This window comes from Serratia sp. 121840015-1 (genome assembly GCF_053627655.1).
This window is the reverse complement of sequence record NZ_JBSEYF010000006.1, coordinates 248,722-264,676: the sequence shown is the minus strand read 5'-3', so window position 1 is coordinate 264,676 and position 15,955 is coordinate 248,722. Positions and strand designations below refer to the sequence as shown.

Genomic DNA, 15,955 nt, shown 5'->3' with positions numbered 1-15,955 from the left:
AAGGGCGCCGAAGCGCCCAATCATCACACCAGTAAATCTATAAGCGGCGGTTTATCCGCCGCACGGCATCACGCGTGCTCGCGCAGGCGCTGTGCCGCCAATACCATGTTGGCCAGCGACTGCCGGGTTTCCGGCCAGCCGCGGGTTTTCAGGCCGCAATCCGGGTTAACCCACAGGCGTTCCGCCGGGATGTTCTGCGCCGCTTTACGCAGCAGCGCTTCAATCCATTCCACGCTCGGCACGTTCGGCGAGTGGATATCGTAGACGCCCGGCCCGATTTCGTTCGGGTATTCGAACTCTTTGAAGGCTTCCAGCAGATCCATATCGGAACGCGAGGTCTCGATGGTGATCACGTCGGCGTCCAGCGCGGCGATGGAGTCCATGATGTCGTTGAATTCGCAATAACACATGTGGGTGTGGATCTGGGTGTCGTCCCGCGCCACGGCGGCGTTCAGTTTGAAGGCGTCCACCGCCCAGTTCAGGTAAGCGGCCCAGTCGGATTGGCGCAGCGGCAGCCCTTCGCGCAGGGCGGGTTCGTCGATCTGGATGATGCCGATACCGGCTTTTTCCAGATCTTCCACCTCGTCGCGCAGCGCCAGCGCAATCTGCTTGGCAATCACTTCGCGGGTCACGTCTTCACGCGGGAACGACCAGCACAGGATGGTCACCGGCCCGGTCAGCATGCCTTTCACCGGCTTGTCGGTCAGCGACTGGGCGAATTTGGCCCATTCGACGGTGATGGCTTCCGGGCGGCTGACGTCGCCGATGATGACCGGTGGCTTCACGCAGCGGGAGCCGTAGCTCTGCACCCAGCCGTTTTGGGTAAACACGAAGCCGTCCAGGTTCTCGCCGAAATACTCCACCATGTCGTTACGCTCGGCTTCACCGTGCACCAGCACGTCCAGCCCGAGGCGCTCCTGCTCGACGATCGCCTGTTTGATGTGCTCACCGATGCTGGTGCGGTAGTTGTTGCCGTCCAAACGGCCCTGTTTGAAGTCCAGACGCAGGCCGCGGATCTCGGTGGTCTGCGGGAACGAACCGATGGTGGTGGTCGGCCAGGCCGGCAGGTTGAAACGCTCGCGCTGCGCCCTGGCGCGCTCGGCGTAAGCGCTGTGGCGTTCGCTGTCCTGCGCGGTGATCGCGGCCAGGCGACGCTCAACCTGTGGGTTGTGCACACGGCTCGACTGACGGCGGGCGCGGATCGGTGCGCTGTAGGCATCCAGTTCAGCCTGCTTGGCCGCGTCAGGCGCGTTCAGCGCCGAGCTCAACAGCGCCAGCTCGGCGCATTTTTGCAGCGCGAAGGCGAACCAGCTTTTCACTTCTTCGTCCAGACGGCTTTCCACGCTCAGGTCGATCGGGCTGTGCAGCAGTGAACAGGAGCTGCCGATCCACAGTGGGCGGGTGCTCACCAGCGGCTGAAGACGTTCGAACCAGCGGCTCAGATCGGCGCGCCAGACGTTGCGGCCGTTGATGACCCCCAGCGACAGCAGCCAGTCGTTCGGCAGTGCGGCGCTCAGCGCGGCAATATCGTCATGGCCGGCGACCAGATCGACGTGCAGCCCCTGCACCGGCAGCGTGCGGACGGTATCGAGGTTGTGGCCGACGCTGTCGAAATACGTGGTCAGCAGCAGCTTCACCTGCCCCTGCAGCGCGTCGTAAGCCGGTTTGAACGCATCCAGCCAGGCTTGCGGCAGCTCCAGCACCAGCGCAGGCTCGTCAATTTGCACCCACTCGACGCCGCGTTTCGCCAGCTCGGCCAGCACCTGTTGGTAAACCGGCAGGATGTCTTTCAGCAGCGACAGGCGGTCGAACGGCTCGCCCTTCACCTTACCCAGCCACAGATAGGTCACCGGGCCCAACAGCACCGGCTTGATGCGATGGCCGAGCGCCAGCGCTTCGTCCACTTCGTCCAGTAGCTGAGTCCAGCCCAGCTTGAACTGCTGGCCTTGCTGGAATTCGGGCACCATGTAGTGATAGTTGGTGTTGAACCATTTGGTCATTTCCGCCGCGGCCGCCGGCTCGCCGGTCGGTGCGCGGCCACGGCCGATGCGAAACAGCGTGTCCAGATCGATCGAACCATCCGCATTCTGATGGCGCGCCGGCACGTTGCCCAGCAGCAGGCTGGTGGTCAACACTTGATCGTACCAGGCGAAATCGCCGACCGGCACCAAATCCACCCCGGCCTGCTGTTGCTGCTGCCAATGACGAGCGCGCAGCTCGCGGCCAACCGCCAACAGCTCTTCCTGCGTTGAGTTGCCGGCCCAGTAGCTTTCCTGAGCTTTTTTCAGCTCACGTCGTAGCCCAACGCGAGGAAAACCCAGTGTGTGATTCAAAATTGCCATCGTCATATTCCCCATTTAGCCATCCAGATGTTTACACATCCATAATCAGCAGGTACTGTATTAACCACAAGCGCAATTTATTCACTGTCAATGTGAAGGACTCTCATGATCGAACTGAAACATTTACGGACGCTGCAGGCCCTGCGCAACAGCGGTTCGCTGGCGGGGGCGGCGGCCCAACTTCATCAGACGCAGTCTGCCCTGTCGCACCAGTTCAGCGATCTTGAACAACGTCTGGGCTTCAAGCTGTTCGTGCGCAAGAGCCAGCCCCTGCGCTTCACCGCCCAGGGCGAGATCCTGCTGCAGCTGGCGGAGCAGGTGCTGCCGCAGATCCAGCAGGCGCTGCAGGCCTGCCACGAGCCGCATCAGACCACGCTGCGCATCGCCATCGAATGCCACAGCTGCATTCAGTGGCTGACGCCGGCGCTGGACAACTTCCGCCGGCGTTTCCCGCAGGTGGTAATGGACTTCACTTCCGGCGTGACTTTCGATCCGCAACCGGCCTTGCAACAGGGCGAACTGGATCTGGTGATGACGTCGGATATTCTGCCGCGCAGCGGCCTGCACTATTCGCCGATGTTCGATTTCGAGGTGCGCCTGGTGCTGGCGCCGGATCATCCGCTGGCCGGCAGACCGCACATCGAACCGGAAGACTTGAGTGACGAAACGCTGTTGATTTACCCGGTGCAGCGCCAACGGCTGGATATCTGGCGGCATTTTCTGCAGCCGGCGGGCGTCAGCCCGGCGTTGAAGAACGTCGATAACACGCTGCTGCTGATCCAGATGGTATCGGCGCGAATGGGGATTGCGGCGCTGCCGCACTGGGTGGTGGAGAGTTTCGAACAGCAGGGTCTGGTGGTGACCAAAACCCTGGGTGACGGCCTGTGGAGCCGCCTGTATGCCGCCGTGCGCGACGGTGAACAGCGCCAGGCAGTGACCGAAGCCTTTATCCGCTCGGCCCGCCAGCACGCCTGCGATCATCTGCCGTTTGTGCGCGACGCCGCACGTCCCGGCGCGACCGGCGCCAAAGCGTTGGCGGCCGGCGTATAAACTTTCGGGCCCCCCGGCCGGGGTGGCCCGCCCGCTTAGCCGAGCTGTTTCGGCGCCACCCAGCGGCGATGCACCCACAGCGAAGCGACGATCACCGCCCCGCCGATGATAAAGCTCGGCCAGTGCGGCTGCTGTTGCCAGATGGCCAGGTTGACCAACAAACCGGCCGGCACATGCATATTGTTCATGATGCCGAGCGTGCCGGCATCCACCTGCGTCGCGCCGTAGTTCCACATGAAGTAGCCCAGCCCCGACGCCACCACGCCCAGCCAGATCAGCACGCCCCACTGCAGATTGGTGGTCGGCAGCTGCTGCGGATTGCCCCACAGGAACCAGGCCACCACCGCCACCGCCGCCGCCCCCAGGTAGAACCAGGAAAATGCGGTGTGCTGCGGCAAGGGGTGCACTTCCATCAGGCGCTTATAGCCGACCATGCCGATGGCGAAGCTGATATTCGCCACCTGCACCAACAGCAGCCCCCACCAGAAATGCTCACTCAGCTGGTGATAACGGATAATCGCCGCGCCCAGCACCGCCAGCAACGCGCTGAAGACATAGCCCCAACGCAGGCGTCGGCCGCTCAGCAAGTCGTAGATCAGCGTGATGTACAGCGGCGTCAGCACGGTGAACAGCAGGAATTCCGGCACCGTCAGGTACAGATAGGCGCGGAAGCTGAACAGGTACATGATGCCCAACTGGAAGGCGCCCACCAGCATATACAGCAGGATCACCTTGAGTTTGATGTTGCGCCAACGCAGAAACGGCAGAAACACCAGCGCCGCCAGCCCGATGCGCACCAGCGCCGAGAATCCGCTGTCGACGTGGCCCGCCAGGTACTCGCCAATCAGGCTGAAAGAAAATGCCCACAGAATGGTGGTTATAACCAAAAGCAGCACGATGGGTTCACCCTAAAAAGACCGAAAGGGCGATTGTAACGGAAGATGCGCACCGCGTTGGTGAAAAGGCGGTTTACATCCGAACAAAAGATAAACTACCGGCAAAATTTCACCGCTGGGTTAGGCTTAATAAAAAGGCGAGGTAACCATCATGAAAACTTCTCACATCCTGTTCGCCCTGCTGTGGCTGCCCGGCCTGGCTGCGGCGGCCAACGGCGTAACCGATCTGCGTTCACAGCAGCAGTTTCTCAACCAAAGCAGCCAGCAGGCCCAGCAACAGCGCCTGTTGAACAATCGGCAAATGGACCAACGCCGCCTGCAGCAACAGCGGCAGTTCGACAATCAGCGGCAACAGCTGATGCAAACCACGCCGAACGGCGGGCAACTGCTGCCTAATGGCAATCAGCCGCGCGATCCGTTCAATCGCACCGCGCCGGCGGTGCCGCAGGCACCGATGCCGGCTACGCCCGCACGCCCATAACGGTGAGGATCAGCGGCGTGGTGATCGCCGCCAGCACGGTGGACATCACCAGGCTGGTGGCGGCCGGGCCGGTGAGCGTATTGAACTGGCGCGACATCAGGTAGACGTTCACCCCCACCGCCATCGACCCCAGCAGCACCACAACGCGGGTTTCCATCGGCGGCAGATCCATCATCCAGGCCAGCAGCCAAATCACTAGCGGCTGCACCAGCAACTTCAGCACGCAGATGGCGCTGCTCAGCTGCCAGCCTTCGCTGATGCGGTACTCGGCAAGCCCCATGCCCAGCACCACCAGCGACAGCGGCGCCGCCACCTGGCCGAGCATGCTGACCGGCCGATCGACGAAGGCCGGCAGCGGCAGGCCGGTCAGGCTGAACAGGGTGCCGGACAAGATGCCGACGATCAGCGGATTGGTCAGCACGCTACGCGCGGTTTTAACGAAACCGCTCAGCGTCGGCGAACCATTGCGCGCCCATTCGATCGACACCGTCACCAGCGTCCACAGGATCAGGCCGTTGAACACCAGCACCAGCGCCACCGACGGGATCGCCGCCTCCCCCAGCATCACGCCGGCGATCGGCAAGCCGAGCATCACGTTATTGGAGAAAATACCGCCCAGCGCAAACACCGATCCGGCGACGCCATCCAGCCGGAAGAGATGCCGGGCGACGAGGCGGCCAAGCACGAACACGATCAGGCAACTGCCGAAGAACGCGATCAGCAGCCGGGCGTCGACCGCCGGGCGCTGCGAGAAGTCGCACATCATGCGAAACAGCATGGCGGGCAAGGCGAGGGAAAACACGAAGCGCGTCAGGCCATCGGTGATGCTGGCAGGCCATTTCCCCCAGCGAATCAGCCCATAACCCAACGCAATCAGGACGAACAGCGGTAAAGACAGCACGATCTGGTGCCACAGTGACAGGATAAAGCCAGGCATCGCATTCCTTCCGGTGGTGCGGCGGCAAGGCTTGTCGTCGCGGGATTCATCGGTGCCGGATTAAAAATCCGGGCCGATCAAATCTATCCGGTCGGTGCAAATGCAGTCAACGCCCCAGTCGAGCAGCAGGCGCGCGCGATCCGGTTGGTTGACGGTGTACACCAGAATGCGCAGCCCGGCGTCTTTCAACGCTTTTACCCGCTCGGCGGTCAGCGCTTTGTGATCGATATGCAGCGAGACGCAGTCCAGGCGTCCGGTCAGCTCGCGCCAGTTGTCGTCCCAGGCCTCGAGCAGCAGGCCGCGCGGCAAATCCGGCACGGTGCGCTGCGCCGCCGCCAACGCTTCTACCGAGAAGGAGGAAAGCAGCGGATCGGTCTGCCCTTGCCACAGCAGCCGCGCCGCCAGCGCCACCACCCGGCCGCTTTCATCGTCGCTGCCGGTGGTCGGCTTGATCTCGATATTGGCCATCAGGCCGTGTTCCTGGCAGCGTTCCGCCACCTCCGACAACAGCGGCAACCGCTCGCCCTTGAAGGCCGAGCTGTACCAGTTGCCGGCGTCCAGCTGCACCAGTTTGTCCCACGGCAGCTCGCCCGCCACGCCCCAACCGTTGCTGGTGCGATCCAGCGTGTCGTCGTGCAGCAGGAAAATTTGCCCGTCCTGCGCCAGCTTGGCATCGAACTCGATCATCTTGTGGCCGTGGCGCGCGCCGACGTCGATCGCCGCCAGGGTGTTTTCCGGCGCCAGAGAACCGCCGCCGCGGTGGGCGACGATATGAGGGTAAGGCCAGGGTCTAGTCATCAATCCATCCGTAATCCGCTATGGGTGTCAAAGAAGTGCAGCGCCTGAGCAGGCAGCTGCAAATATAGCGTACTGCCCGCCGCCGGCAAGGTTTCGTGCGACAGCCGCGCGATCACCCCGTGGCCGCCCCACTGGCCGTGCGCCAGATTGTCGGCCCCCAGCAGTTCCAGCGTCTGCAGCTGCAGCGGCACGCCCTGGCCTTGCGCCACCCGTTGAATATGCTCCGGCCGAATGCCCAACGTCAACTGCCGCCCCGCCCACTGCGGTTTGGCCGCCGGCAACGGCAGCGCCATGCCGTCCGCCAGCAGCAGCTGGCCGCCGTCGGCGCTGAGGATGCCGGGCAAGAGGTTCATCGCCGGCGATCCGATAAAGCCCGCGACAAACAGCGAAGCCGGCCGTTGGTACACTTCGCTCGGGGTGCCGATCTGTTCCGCCACGCCCTTGTTCATTACGATGACCCGCTGCGCCAGCGTCATCGCTTCCACCTGATCGTGCGTCACGTACAGGCTGGTGGTTTTCAGACGACGATGCAGCTGTTGCAGCTCCAGGCGCATCTGCACCCGCAGCTTGGCGTCCAGGTTGGACAGCGGCTCATCGAACAGGAATACCGCCGGTTCGCGCACGATGGCGCGCCCCATCGCCACGCGCTGGCGCTGGCCGCCGGAAAGCTCGCGCGGTTTGCGTTTAAGCAACGGCTCCAGCTCCAGGATGCGCGCCGCCTCCTCCACCCGCTGGCGGATATGATCCTTGCCGAATCCGCGGATCTTGAGGCCGTAGGCCATGTTGTCGTACACGCTCATGTGCGGATAGAGCGCGTAGTTCTGGAACACCATCGCGATGCCGCGATCCTTGGGCTCCAGATCGGTCACGCGCCGGGTATCGATATAGATATCGCCGCTGGTGGTACGTTCCAGCCCGGCCACCATCCGCAGCAGCGTGGATTTGCCGCAGCCGGACGGGCCGACCATCACGATGAATTCGCCGTCCGCCACATCGAGGTCGATCTGTTTGATCACCGGCGTTTTACCGTCGTAAGACTTGGTGACCGCCTGTAGTTTTAATCCTGCCATCGTCGTTATTTCTCGCTATCAACCAGGCCGCGCACAAACCAGCGCTGCATCAGAAGCACCACCGCCAGCGGTGGCAATAAAGTCAGAATCATCGCCGCCATCACCTGGTTCCACTGGGTCGGCGCGCCGGAAGTGGAGATCATGCTCTTGATGCCCGCCACCGCGGTGCCCATCGAGGCGTCGCTGGTGATCAGGATCGGCCACAGGTATTGGTTCCAGCCGTAGATAAAGGTGATGACGAACAGCGCCGCCAGATTGGTTTTCGACAGCGGCAGCACGATGTCCCAGAAGAAACGCATCGGCCCGGCGCCGTCGATGCGCGCCGCCTCCAGCAGCTCATCCGGCAGCGTCATGAAGAACTGACGCAGCAGGAAGGTCGCGGTGGCCGAGGCCATCAACGGCAGCGTCAGGCCGGTGTAGCTGTCCAGCAGGTTGAGGTTGGAGATCACCTCCACCGTCGGGAAAATACGCACCTCCACCGGCAGCATCAGGGTGAGGAAAATCAGCCAGAAGAACAGGCTGCGCAGCGGAAAGCGGAAGTACACGATGGCGTAAGCCGACAGCACCGACACCGCAATTTTGCCGAAGGTGATCGCCAGCGCCATGATCACGCTGTTCAGCAGCAGCAGCGAGAACGGCACCTTGAGGTTGCCCACGCCGCCCTGCCAGATATTGCGGATGTTCTCCCACAGGTGGCCGCCGGGCACCAGCGTCATCGGTACCTGAAACACCTGCTTGTCGTCCAGCGTGGCGGCGACAAAGGCCACGTACAGCGGGAACAGCACCACCAGCACGCCGATAATCAGCATCACATGGCTGAAGATATCCAGCCCGCGTCGATTCTCAATCATTGATAGCGCACCTTACGTTCAACAAAGCGGAACTGGATCACCGTCAGGCCGATCACCAGCAGCATCAGGATCACCGACTGCGCGGCAGAGCTGGAGAGATCCAATCCGGCGAAGCCTTCGCGGTAGATCTTGTAGATCAACGTGGTGGTGGACTGCACCGGCCCGCCGCCGGTGGCGGCGTCGATCACCGGGAAGGTATCGAAGAAGGCGTACACCAGATTGACCACCAGCAGGAAGAAGCTCACCGGCGCGATCAGCGGCAGCACCAGATGGAAGAAACGCCGCACCGGGCCGGCGCCGTCGATGGCCGCCGCCTCCACCAGCGAGCGCGGGATCGACTGCAGCGCCGCGAGGAAAAACAGGAAGTTATAGCTTATCTGCTGCCATACCGAGGCCAGCACCACCAGGAACATCGCCTGGCCGCTGTTTTGCGCATGGTTCCAGTTATAGCCCAGCCCGTTGAGGAAATGGGTGATCAACCCCAGGCCGGGGTTGAACAGAAAGATCCACAGCACCGCCGCCACCGCCGGTGCCACCGCATAGGGCAGGATCATCAGCGTGCGATAGAGGCGGCTGCCGCGCAGCACGTAGTCCACCAGCGCGGCGAAGAACAGCGACACCGCCAGCCCGATGCCCGCCACCAGGAAGCTGAAGATCAGCGTGGTGTAGAACGAGTCGAGATAGTAAGGATCCTGAAACAGCTGCTTAAAGTTATCCAGCCCAACAAACTGGCTGGACAGGCCGAACGGATCGAGGCTCTGCACCGAATACCACAGCGCCTCGCCGGCGGGCCATAAAAAGAAGACGGCGGTAATCAGCAGCTGCGGCAGCACCAACGCATAGGGCAACCAGCTGCAGCCGAAACCGGGACGGGAAGATGACATAGCAGTTAAACCATTAATCGGGTACGGAAGGATTGGCGTGAAGACGCGAGCCCGATCGGACGGGCCCGCGACGCAGGGTTACTTGGTTGATGCTTCGAAACGGCGCAGCAGCACGTCACCGCGCTGCACGGCGGCGTCCAACGCCTGCTGAGGCGTTTTCTTACCGGTCCACACGCCTTCCAGTTCCTCATCCACCACGCTGCGGATCTGCGGCATGTTGCCCAGGCGCAGGCCCTTGGTGAACGGCAACGGCGGCTTGTTCAGCATCTGGCGAGTGGCGACGTCGGCACCCGGGTTCTTGTCGTAGAAGCCCTGCTGCTTGGTCAGATCGTAAGCCGCGGTGGTGATCGGCAGATAGCCGGTCTTCTGGTGCCATTCGGCGGCGATTTCCGGCTGCGCCAGGTACTGCAGGAACTCGGCCACGCCCTTGTAGGTGGCGGCGTCTTTGCCGTTCATCACCCACAGGCTGGCCCCGCCGATGATGGCGTTCTGCGGCGCGTTTTTCGCGTCAGCGTCGTACGGCATCATGCCGACGCCGTAGTTGAATTTGGCGTAGTGCTTGATGTCCGCCAGCGAACCGGAAGAAGCGGTGGTGATGGCGCAGTCGCCGTTATAAAACTTCTCGGTGGATTCGTCTTTGCGGCCGAAGTAGGTGAAATCGCCCTTCTTGTTCATCGCCTCCAGCAGCTCGATGTGCTTGACCTGCAGCGGCTTGTTGAACTCCAGCTTGGCGTTGGTGCCGCCGAACCCGTTGTTTTCGCTGGCGAACGGCACGCCGTGCCAGGCGCTGAAGTTCTCCAGCTGGATCCAGCCCTGCCAGCCGCTGGCGTAGCCGCACTTCATGCCGGCCTCACGCAGCTTGGCGGTATCCGCCGCCAGCTCCTGCCAGGTTTTCGGCGGCTGGTCCGGGTTCAGGCCGGCCTTCTTGAAGGCGTCTTTGTTGTAGTACAGCACCGGCGTGGAGCTGTTGAACGGCTGAGACAGCAGATGGCCGCTCTTGTTGTCGGTGTAATAGCCGGCTACCGTCGGCACGAACACCGACTCGTCGAAGTTGATGCCGGCCTCTTTAAACACCTCGTAGACCGGTTTGATGGCCTTACTGGCCATCATGGTGGCGGTACCCACCTCGTAAACCTGCAGGATCGCCGGCGCCTTGCCGGAGCGGTAAGCGGCGATACCCGCCGCCAGGCTCTGTTCGTAGTTGCCTTTATAAACCGGCACAATCTTGACGTCGCTGTGCGACTGGTTGAAGCGCTCCGCCAGGGAATCCACTTCCTTACCCAGTTCGCCTTCCATCGAATGCCAGAACGGGATCTCGGTCGCCGCCAGCGCCTGAGTGCTGACCGCCAGGGTCAACGCGACGCACAGCGTGGTTTTGCGAATAGCGTAGGTGAGCATGCCTAACTCCTGAAAAAAGCTGGTGTAAAAGCGCGTGAGCGAAAAGAATCAATTCTTGATGAGGGAGTGCCCCCTATAGCTTTCGAGTTGCAGCTAGGCGGCAACCTGCTGGCACCCTGGAGCTTAGCTAACTAAGTGACAGGGGGGCAGTCGGGCAGCCAACAACGCTGCGGCTCGAAAGATGACGGGGGATAACATGCCATGCGCGGATGACAGAAAAATAACCGTTATATGACAGCCACATGACGGCAAGGTGAAGTGAAGATGGCGGTTTGATGTCGGCGGCGGGCATGGGCTCCGCCGCCGCGAGGATTACAGCGAACGGCGCAGACGCGCCACCGCTTCCTGCATCTGCTGTTCGGTGGCGGTGGCGAACGACAGGCGGAAGGTCGAACGATCCGGGTTGTCGGAGAAGAAGTATTCCCCCGGCACGAACACCACGCCCTGCTGCAGGGTAGCGTTCAGCCATTCGGTGGCGTTGAACGGCTGGCGGAAACGTGCCCACAGGAACATGCCGCCCTTCGGCTTATCGAAGGTGATGTAGTCGCCCAGCTCCTGCTCCACCAAACCGGCCAGGATCTCGCCCTTCTGTTTGTAGGCGGCGCGGATCTTGTCGATCTGCGCCGGCAGGCGGCCCAGGCCGAGGTAGCATTCGACGATGCTCTGCGACAGCGCGCTGGCGTGCAGATCCGCCGCCTGCTTGATGATCGCCACTTTATGCAGCAGGAACGGCGGCAGGATCGCCCAGCCCAACCGCAGGCCCGGCGCCAGGATCTTGGAGAAGGTCGAGGTATAGATGATGTGGTCGGTGTTGCCCAGCACCCGCTGCGACACCTGATGCAGCGTCGGGTGGCGCTCTTCGGTAAAACGCAGCTCGCCGTACGGATCGTCTTCGATGATCAGGAAGTTATGTTCGGCGGCCAGCTTCACCAGCAGTTCGCGGCGCTCGGCGCTCAGAGTGATGCCGCTGGGGTTGCCGAAGTTCGGCACCACGTACACGCCCTTGATGCGCTGGGTTTTCAGCAGCTCGGCCAGCTCTTCCACCACCATGCCGTCGCTGTCGGACGAGACCGACATGATGTTGGCTTCCGCCAGCTCCAACGTTTGCAGCGCCGCCAGGTAGGTCGGGCGCTCCACCACGAACACGTCGCCGGGGTTGACGATGGCGCGCATCACCAAATCCAATGCCTGCTGCGAGCCGGCGGTGACCATCACCTCTTCCGCGCCAGCGGTGACGCCGCGCTCGGCGCACAGCGCGCAAATGCGCTCACGCAGCAGCGGGCTGCCCTCGGTCAGGCCATACTGGAACGCGCTTTTCGGCTGTTCGGTGATCGCCTGCTGGGTGGCGATGCTCAATCCTTCGAAATCGAACAGCGCATCAGAGGGGATGCCGCCCGCCAGCGAAATGACGTGTTCCATCTTGCTGTGTTTAAGCAATTCACGGATGGCCGAACTTTTTACGTTAACGATGCGCTGCGCGAGTAACCCTTCTGTCTTCATTTCTTCTTCTCGTACCTGATTATTTTAATTCGTAGGGGGGCGGATTAACCGCCCAGATACGCCGACCTCACTGCTTCGTTGGCTAACAATGCAGCCCCCGTATCTTCCAACACCACGCGGCCGTTTTCCAGCACATAACCGCGGTCCGCCAATTTCAGCGCCTGATTGGCGTTTTGTTCCACCAGGAAGATGGTCATGCCCTCTTCCCGCAGCTGCTGAATGATGTCGAAAATCTGCTGGATGATGATCGGCGCCAGCCCGAGCGAGGGCTCGTCGAGCAGCAGCAGCTTCGGCTGGCTCATCAGCGCGCGGCCGATGGCCAACATCTGCTGCTCGCCGCCGGACATGGTGCCGGCACGCTGGCTTCGGCGTTCCAGCAGGCGCGGGAACAGAGTGAACACCCGTTCGATGCGCTGTTGATACTGCCGGCGATCGGCGAAGAAGCCGCCCATCGCCAGGTTTTCTTCCACCGTCATGCGCGAGAAGACGCGCCGCCCTTCCGGCACGATCGCCACCGCTTCGCGCATGATGTGCGAGGTTTGCCACTGGGTGATGTCCTGGTTCTGAAAGACGATGCTGCCTTCGCTGGCGCGCGGCTCGCCGCACAGGGTGCCGAGCAGCGTGGTTTTACCGGCGCCGTTGGCGCCGATTAACGTCACGATTTCCCCCTGGCTTATCGTGAGACTAACCTGATGCAGCGCCTGAATTTTGCCGTAATGGGCGGATACCTGATTGAATGACAACATATTATTCTTCGCCCAAATAAGCCCGGATCACGTCCGGGTTGTTGCGGATCTCCGCCGGTGTGCCCTGCGCCAGCGGCGTGCCCTGATTCACCACGTAAATGCGGTCGGAAATGCCCATCACCAGCTTCATGTCGTGCTCGATCAGCAGCACCGATACCTTATGCCGATCGCGCAGCTCGACGATCAGGTGATCCAGCTCGTCGGTCTCTTTCGGGTTGAGGCCGGCGGCCGGTTCATCCAGCATCAGCAGCTCCGGCCGGGTCACCATGCAGCGGGCGATCTCCAGCCGCCGCTGCTGCCCATAGGCCAGGTTGCCCGCCGAGCGGTTGGCCATTTCCAGCAGGCCGACGCGCTCCAGCCACTCCGCCGCGCGCGCCAGTGCTTCGGCTTCGGCGCGGCGGAAGGCCGGGGTTTTCAGCAACCCGGCAAACACGCCGCTTTTCAGGTGCTGATGCTGCGCCACCAGCAGGTTTTCGATCACCGTCATTTCACGGAACAGCCGCACGTGCTGGAAAGTGCGCACCACCCCCATGCGGGCGATGGCCTGCCCCGCTAACCCTTCCAGGTGGCGATCGCGCAATTTGATGGTGCCGCCGGTCGGGCGGTAAAAACCGGTCAGGCAGTTGAACACCGTGGTCTTACCGGCGCCGTTGGGGCCGATCAGCGACACGATTTCACCTTCGTTCAGCGTCAACGCCACGTTGTTGACCGCCAGCAGCCCGCCGAAACGCATCGACAGGCCCTCCACCTGCAGCAAAGGTTGAACGCTCATGCCTGCTCCCCCTTGCCCGCGTGAATGTCCGCCGCCTGCAGCTTCAGCTGCGGCCGTTTCATCGGCAACAGCCCCTGCGGCCGCCAAATCATCATCAGCACCATCAGCGCACCCAGCAGCAACATGCTGTATTCATTCAGATCGCGCATCAGCTCGCGCGACACCACCAGCAGGATCGCCGCCAGAATGACCGCGAACTGCGAGCCCATGCCCCCCAGCACGACGATCGCCAGTACGAAGGCCGATTCGACGAAGGTGAAGGATTCCGGGCTGACGAACCCCTGGCGCGCGGCGAACAGCGTGCCGGCAAACCCGGCGAAAGCGGCGCTGATGGTAAAAGCGGTCAGCTTGATGCGCGTCGGGCTGAGACCCAGCGAGCGGCAGGCGATCTCGTCTTCGCGCAGCGCTTCCCAGGCGCGCCCCAGCGGCATACGCAGCAGGCGGTTGATGACGAACAGCGTCAGCACCACCAGCAGCAGCGCCACCAGGTACAGGAACACGATGCGATCGCTCGGATCGTATTTCAGGCCGAAGAAGTTATGGAAGGTATCCCAGCCGCCGTCGCGCACGCTGCGGTTGAACTCCAGGCCGAAGAAGGTCGGTTTCGGGATCTGGCTGATGCCGTTCGGTCCGCCGGTGATCTCGGTATTGTTCAGCAGCAGGATGCGCACGATCTCACCGAAGCCGAGCGTCACGATTGCCAGATAGTCGCCGCGCAGCCGCAGCACCGGGAAACCGAGCAGGAAGCCGAAGGCGGCGGTGACGATGCCCGCCAGCGGCAGGCTCTCCCAGAAGCCGAGGCCGTAATAGTGATTCAGCAGCGCGTAGGTGTAAGCGCCGATGGCGTAGAAACCGCCGTAGCCGAGCACCAGCAGACCGGACAAGCCCACCACCACGTTGAGGCCGAGGCCCAGCATCACGTAGATCAGCGTCAGGGTGGCGATATCCACCGTGCCGCGCGAGACCAGGAACGGCCAGGCGACCGCCGCGACGATGAGCAGAGCCGCCAGCAGCTTTTGCCGCGGCGTGGTGCCGTCGAAGCTCGGCAGCACGAACGCCGGGCCGGAGACTTTTTTCAATCCTTGCTGCAGCAGCGGGCGCAACAGCTGGAAGAAAAAGACGATGACGCAGCCGATGCCGATCCACATCCAGCGCACTTCCGCCGCGCCGTGCACCACCAACTTGGTGCCGTCCAGGCTAAGCTGCATGCCCATCAGGAATGACGCCATCACGAACAGCACCGCCGTGGCGATCAGCGCATTGAGCAGATTGAGTTTCATACTTTCTCAACCTCCGGACGCCCGAGGATGCCGGTCGGCATGATCAGCAGCACCACGATCAGCAACGCGAACGACACCACGTCTTTATATTCAGTGCTGAGGTAGGCGGAGGTCAGCGCTTCCGCCACGCCCAGCACCAGGCCGCCGATCATCGCGCCGGGAATGCTGCCGATACCGCCCAGAACCGCGGCGGTGAAGGCTTTCATACCGGCCATAAAGCCGATGTAAGGGTTGATGACGCCGTAGAACTGGCCGAGCAATACCCCGGCCACCGCCGCCATCACCGCCCCGATGACGAAGGTCAGCGAGATCACCCGGTCGGTGTTGATGCCCAGCAGGCTGGCCATCTTCAGGTCTTCCGCACAGGCGCGGCAGGCGCGGCCCATGCGCGAATAACGGATAAACAGCGTCAGCGCCAGCATCGCCAGGAAGGTCACGAGCCAGATGATCAGCTGCATGGTGCTGATGGTGGCGGCGAAGCCGTTGCTTTCCCCCAGCACCCACTGGCCGGTCACCAGGCTGGGCAGCGCCAGATCGCGTGAGCCCTGCGTCAGGCTGACGTAGTTTTGCAGGAATATCGACATGCCGATGGCCGAGATCAGCGCAATCAGGCGCTTGGAGTTGCGCACCGGCTTGTAGGCCACCCGCTCGATGCTCCAGCCGTAGGCGCTGGCGATGACGATCGAGACCAGGAACGCGGCGCCGATCAGCAACCAGCCGACGTCGATACCGAGCATCATCAGGGCGGCGATGACGATAAAGGAGACATAGCTACCGATCATGTACACCTCGCCGTGGGCGAAGTTGATCATGCCGATGATGCCGTAAACCATGGTGTAACCGATGGCGATCAATGCATAGGTGCTGCCCAACGTTAAGCCGTTGAACATCTGCTGCAGAAAATAGAGGAGCTGCTCTGACATACTCTGAACCCTTGGCTGCGAAACCCG

15 protein-coding genes are annotated in these 15,955 nt (G+C 62.3%); 2 read left to right on the top strand and 13 right to left on the bottom strand.

Annotated features, from left to right (window positions below):
• Positions 1–68: 68 nt before the first annotated feature.
• Positions 69–2,357, bottom strand: coding sequence for a 5-methyltetrahydropteroyltriglutamate--homocysteine S-methyltransferase (gene metE, locus ACUXAC_RS22865; protein WP_387444094.1), 2,289 nt, complete (start codon positions 2,355–2,357; stop codon positions 69–71).
• Positions 2,358–2,447: 90 nt separating this feature from the next.
• Here metE and metR point away from each other — a divergent pair, with 90 nt between their 5' ends.
• On the top strand, positions 2,448–3,392 hold the full coding sequence (gene metR / locus ACUXAC_RS22860) for an HTH-type transcriptional regulator MetR (protein WP_038874173.1): 945 nt from the start codon (positions 2,448–2,450) through the stop codon (positions 3,390–3,392).
• Positions 3,393–3,427: 35 nt separating this feature from the next.
• On the opposite strand, the gene ACUXAC_RS22855 is transcribed toward metR, so the two are convergent.
• Positions 3,428–4,288 carry a carboxylate/amino acid/amine transporter gene (locus ACUXAC_RS22855; protein WP_197848224.1) on the bottom strand — a complete coding sequence of 287 codons (861 nt, stop codon included), beginning with the start codon at positions 4,286–4,288 and terminating at the stop codon, positions 3,428–3,430.
• A 151-nt stretch (positions 4,289–4,439) separates the two neighbouring features.
• Here ACUXAC_RS22855 and ACUXAC_RS22850 point away from each other — a divergent pair, with 151 nt between their 5' ends.
• Positions 4,440–4,769, top strand: a complete 330-nt coding sequence (locus ACUXAC_RS22850) for a hypothetical protein (RefSeq protein WP_038874168.1) — start codon at positions 4,440–4,442, stop codon at positions 4,767–4,769.
• Here ACUXAC_RS22850 and ACUXAC_RS22845 read toward each other — a convergent pair.
• The 11 genes from ACUXAC_RS22845 to livH all read right to left on the bottom strand — a co-directional run bounded on the left by ACUXAC_RS22845 (position 4,750) and on the right by livH (position 15,928).
• Positions 4,750–5,706 (bottom strand): AEC family transporter, encoded by a 957-nt coding sequence (locus tag ACUXAC_RS22845; protein WP_049202434.1) that lies wholly within the window; start codon positions 5,704–5,706, stop codon positions 4,750–4,752. The two genes, ACUXAC_RS22850 and ACUXAC_RS22845, sit on opposite strands and share 20 nt — an antisense overlap.
• 60 nt (positions 5,707–5,766) lie before the next feature.
• A complete protein-coding gene (ugpQ, locus tag ACUXAC_RS22840) occupies positions 5,767–6,504 on the bottom strand; it encodes a glycerophosphodiester phosphodiesterase (protein WP_387444089.1) in 738 nt (245 codons plus the stop codon).
• Entirely contained in the window at positions 6,504–7,574 is a 1,071-nt protein-coding gene (locus ACUXAC_RS22835) for a sn-glycerol-3-phosphate import ATP-binding protein UgpC (RefSeq protein WP_060441195.1), read from the bottom strand. The genes ugpQ and ACUXAC_RS22835 overlap by 1 nt, the downstream gene beginning before the upstream one ends.
• A 5-nt stretch (positions 7,575–7,579) precedes the next feature.
• The gene (ugpE, locus tag ACUXAC_RS22830; RefSeq protein WP_019455301.1) at positions 7,580–8,425 is read right to left on the bottom strand and encodes a sn-glycerol-3-phosphate ABC transporter permease UgpE; all 846 of its coding nucleotides are present in this window, start codon (positions 8,423–8,425) and stop codon (positions 7,580–7,582) included.
• Positions 8,422–9,309, bottom strand: a complete 888-nt coding sequence (gene ugpA, locus ACUXAC_RS22825; RefSeq protein ID WP_015376293.1) for a sn-glycerol-3-phosphate ABC transporter permease UgpA — start codon at positions 9,307–9,309, stop codon at positions 8,422–8,424. Before ugpA ends, ugpE begins: the two co-directional genes overlap by 4 nt.
• A gap of 78 nt (positions 9,310–9,387) precedes the next feature.
• Positions 9,388–10,707, bottom strand: coding sequence for a sn-glycerol-3-phosphate ABC transporter substrate-binding protein UgpB (gene ugpB / locus ACUXAC_RS22820; protein WP_387444085.1), 1,320 nt, complete (start codon positions 10,705–10,707; stop codon positions 9,388–9,390).
• A gap of 312 nt (positions 10,708–11,019) precedes the next feature.
• Positions 11,020–12,207, bottom strand: coding sequence for an aminotransferase-like domain-containing protein (locus ACUXAC_RS22815; RefSeq protein ID WP_141971650.1), 1,188 nt, complete (start codon positions 12,205–12,207; stop codon positions 11,020–11,022).
• Between the two features lie 44 nt (positions 12,208–12,251).
• Positions 12,252–12,953, bottom strand: a complete 702-nt coding sequence (livF, locus tag ACUXAC_RS22810) for a high-affinity branched-chain amino acid ABC transporter ATP-binding protein LivF (RefSeq protein WP_047729392.1) — start codon at positions 12,951–12,953, stop codon at positions 12,252–12,254.
• A gap of 1 nt (position 12,954) precedes the next feature.
• Positions 12,955–13,725 carry a high-affinity branched-chain amino acid ABC transporter ATP-binding protein LivG gene (gene livG, locus ACUXAC_RS22805; RefSeq protein WP_025304904.1) on the bottom strand — a complete coding sequence of 257 codons (771 nt, stop codon included), beginning with the start codon at positions 13,723–13,725 and terminating at the stop codon, positions 12,955–12,957.
• The gene (locus ACUXAC_RS22800; protein WP_060441197.1) at positions 13,722–15,005 is read right to left on the bottom strand and encodes a high-affinity branched-chain amino acid ABC transporter permease LivM; all 1,284 of its coding nucleotides are present in this window, start codon (positions 15,003–15,005) and stop codon (positions 13,722–13,724) included. Before ACUXAC_RS22800 ends, livG begins: the two co-directional genes overlap by 4 nt.
• The gene (gene livH, locus ACUXAC_RS22795; protein ID WP_038874154.1) at positions 15,002–15,928 is read right to left on the bottom strand and encodes a high-affinity branched-chain amino acid ABC transporter permease LivH; all 927 of its coding nucleotides are present in this window, start codon (positions 15,926–15,928) and stop codon (positions 15,002–15,004) included. Before livH ends, ACUXAC_RS22800 begins: the two co-directional genes overlap by 4 nt.
• Between the last annotated feature and the right edge of the window lie 27 nt (positions 15,929–15,955).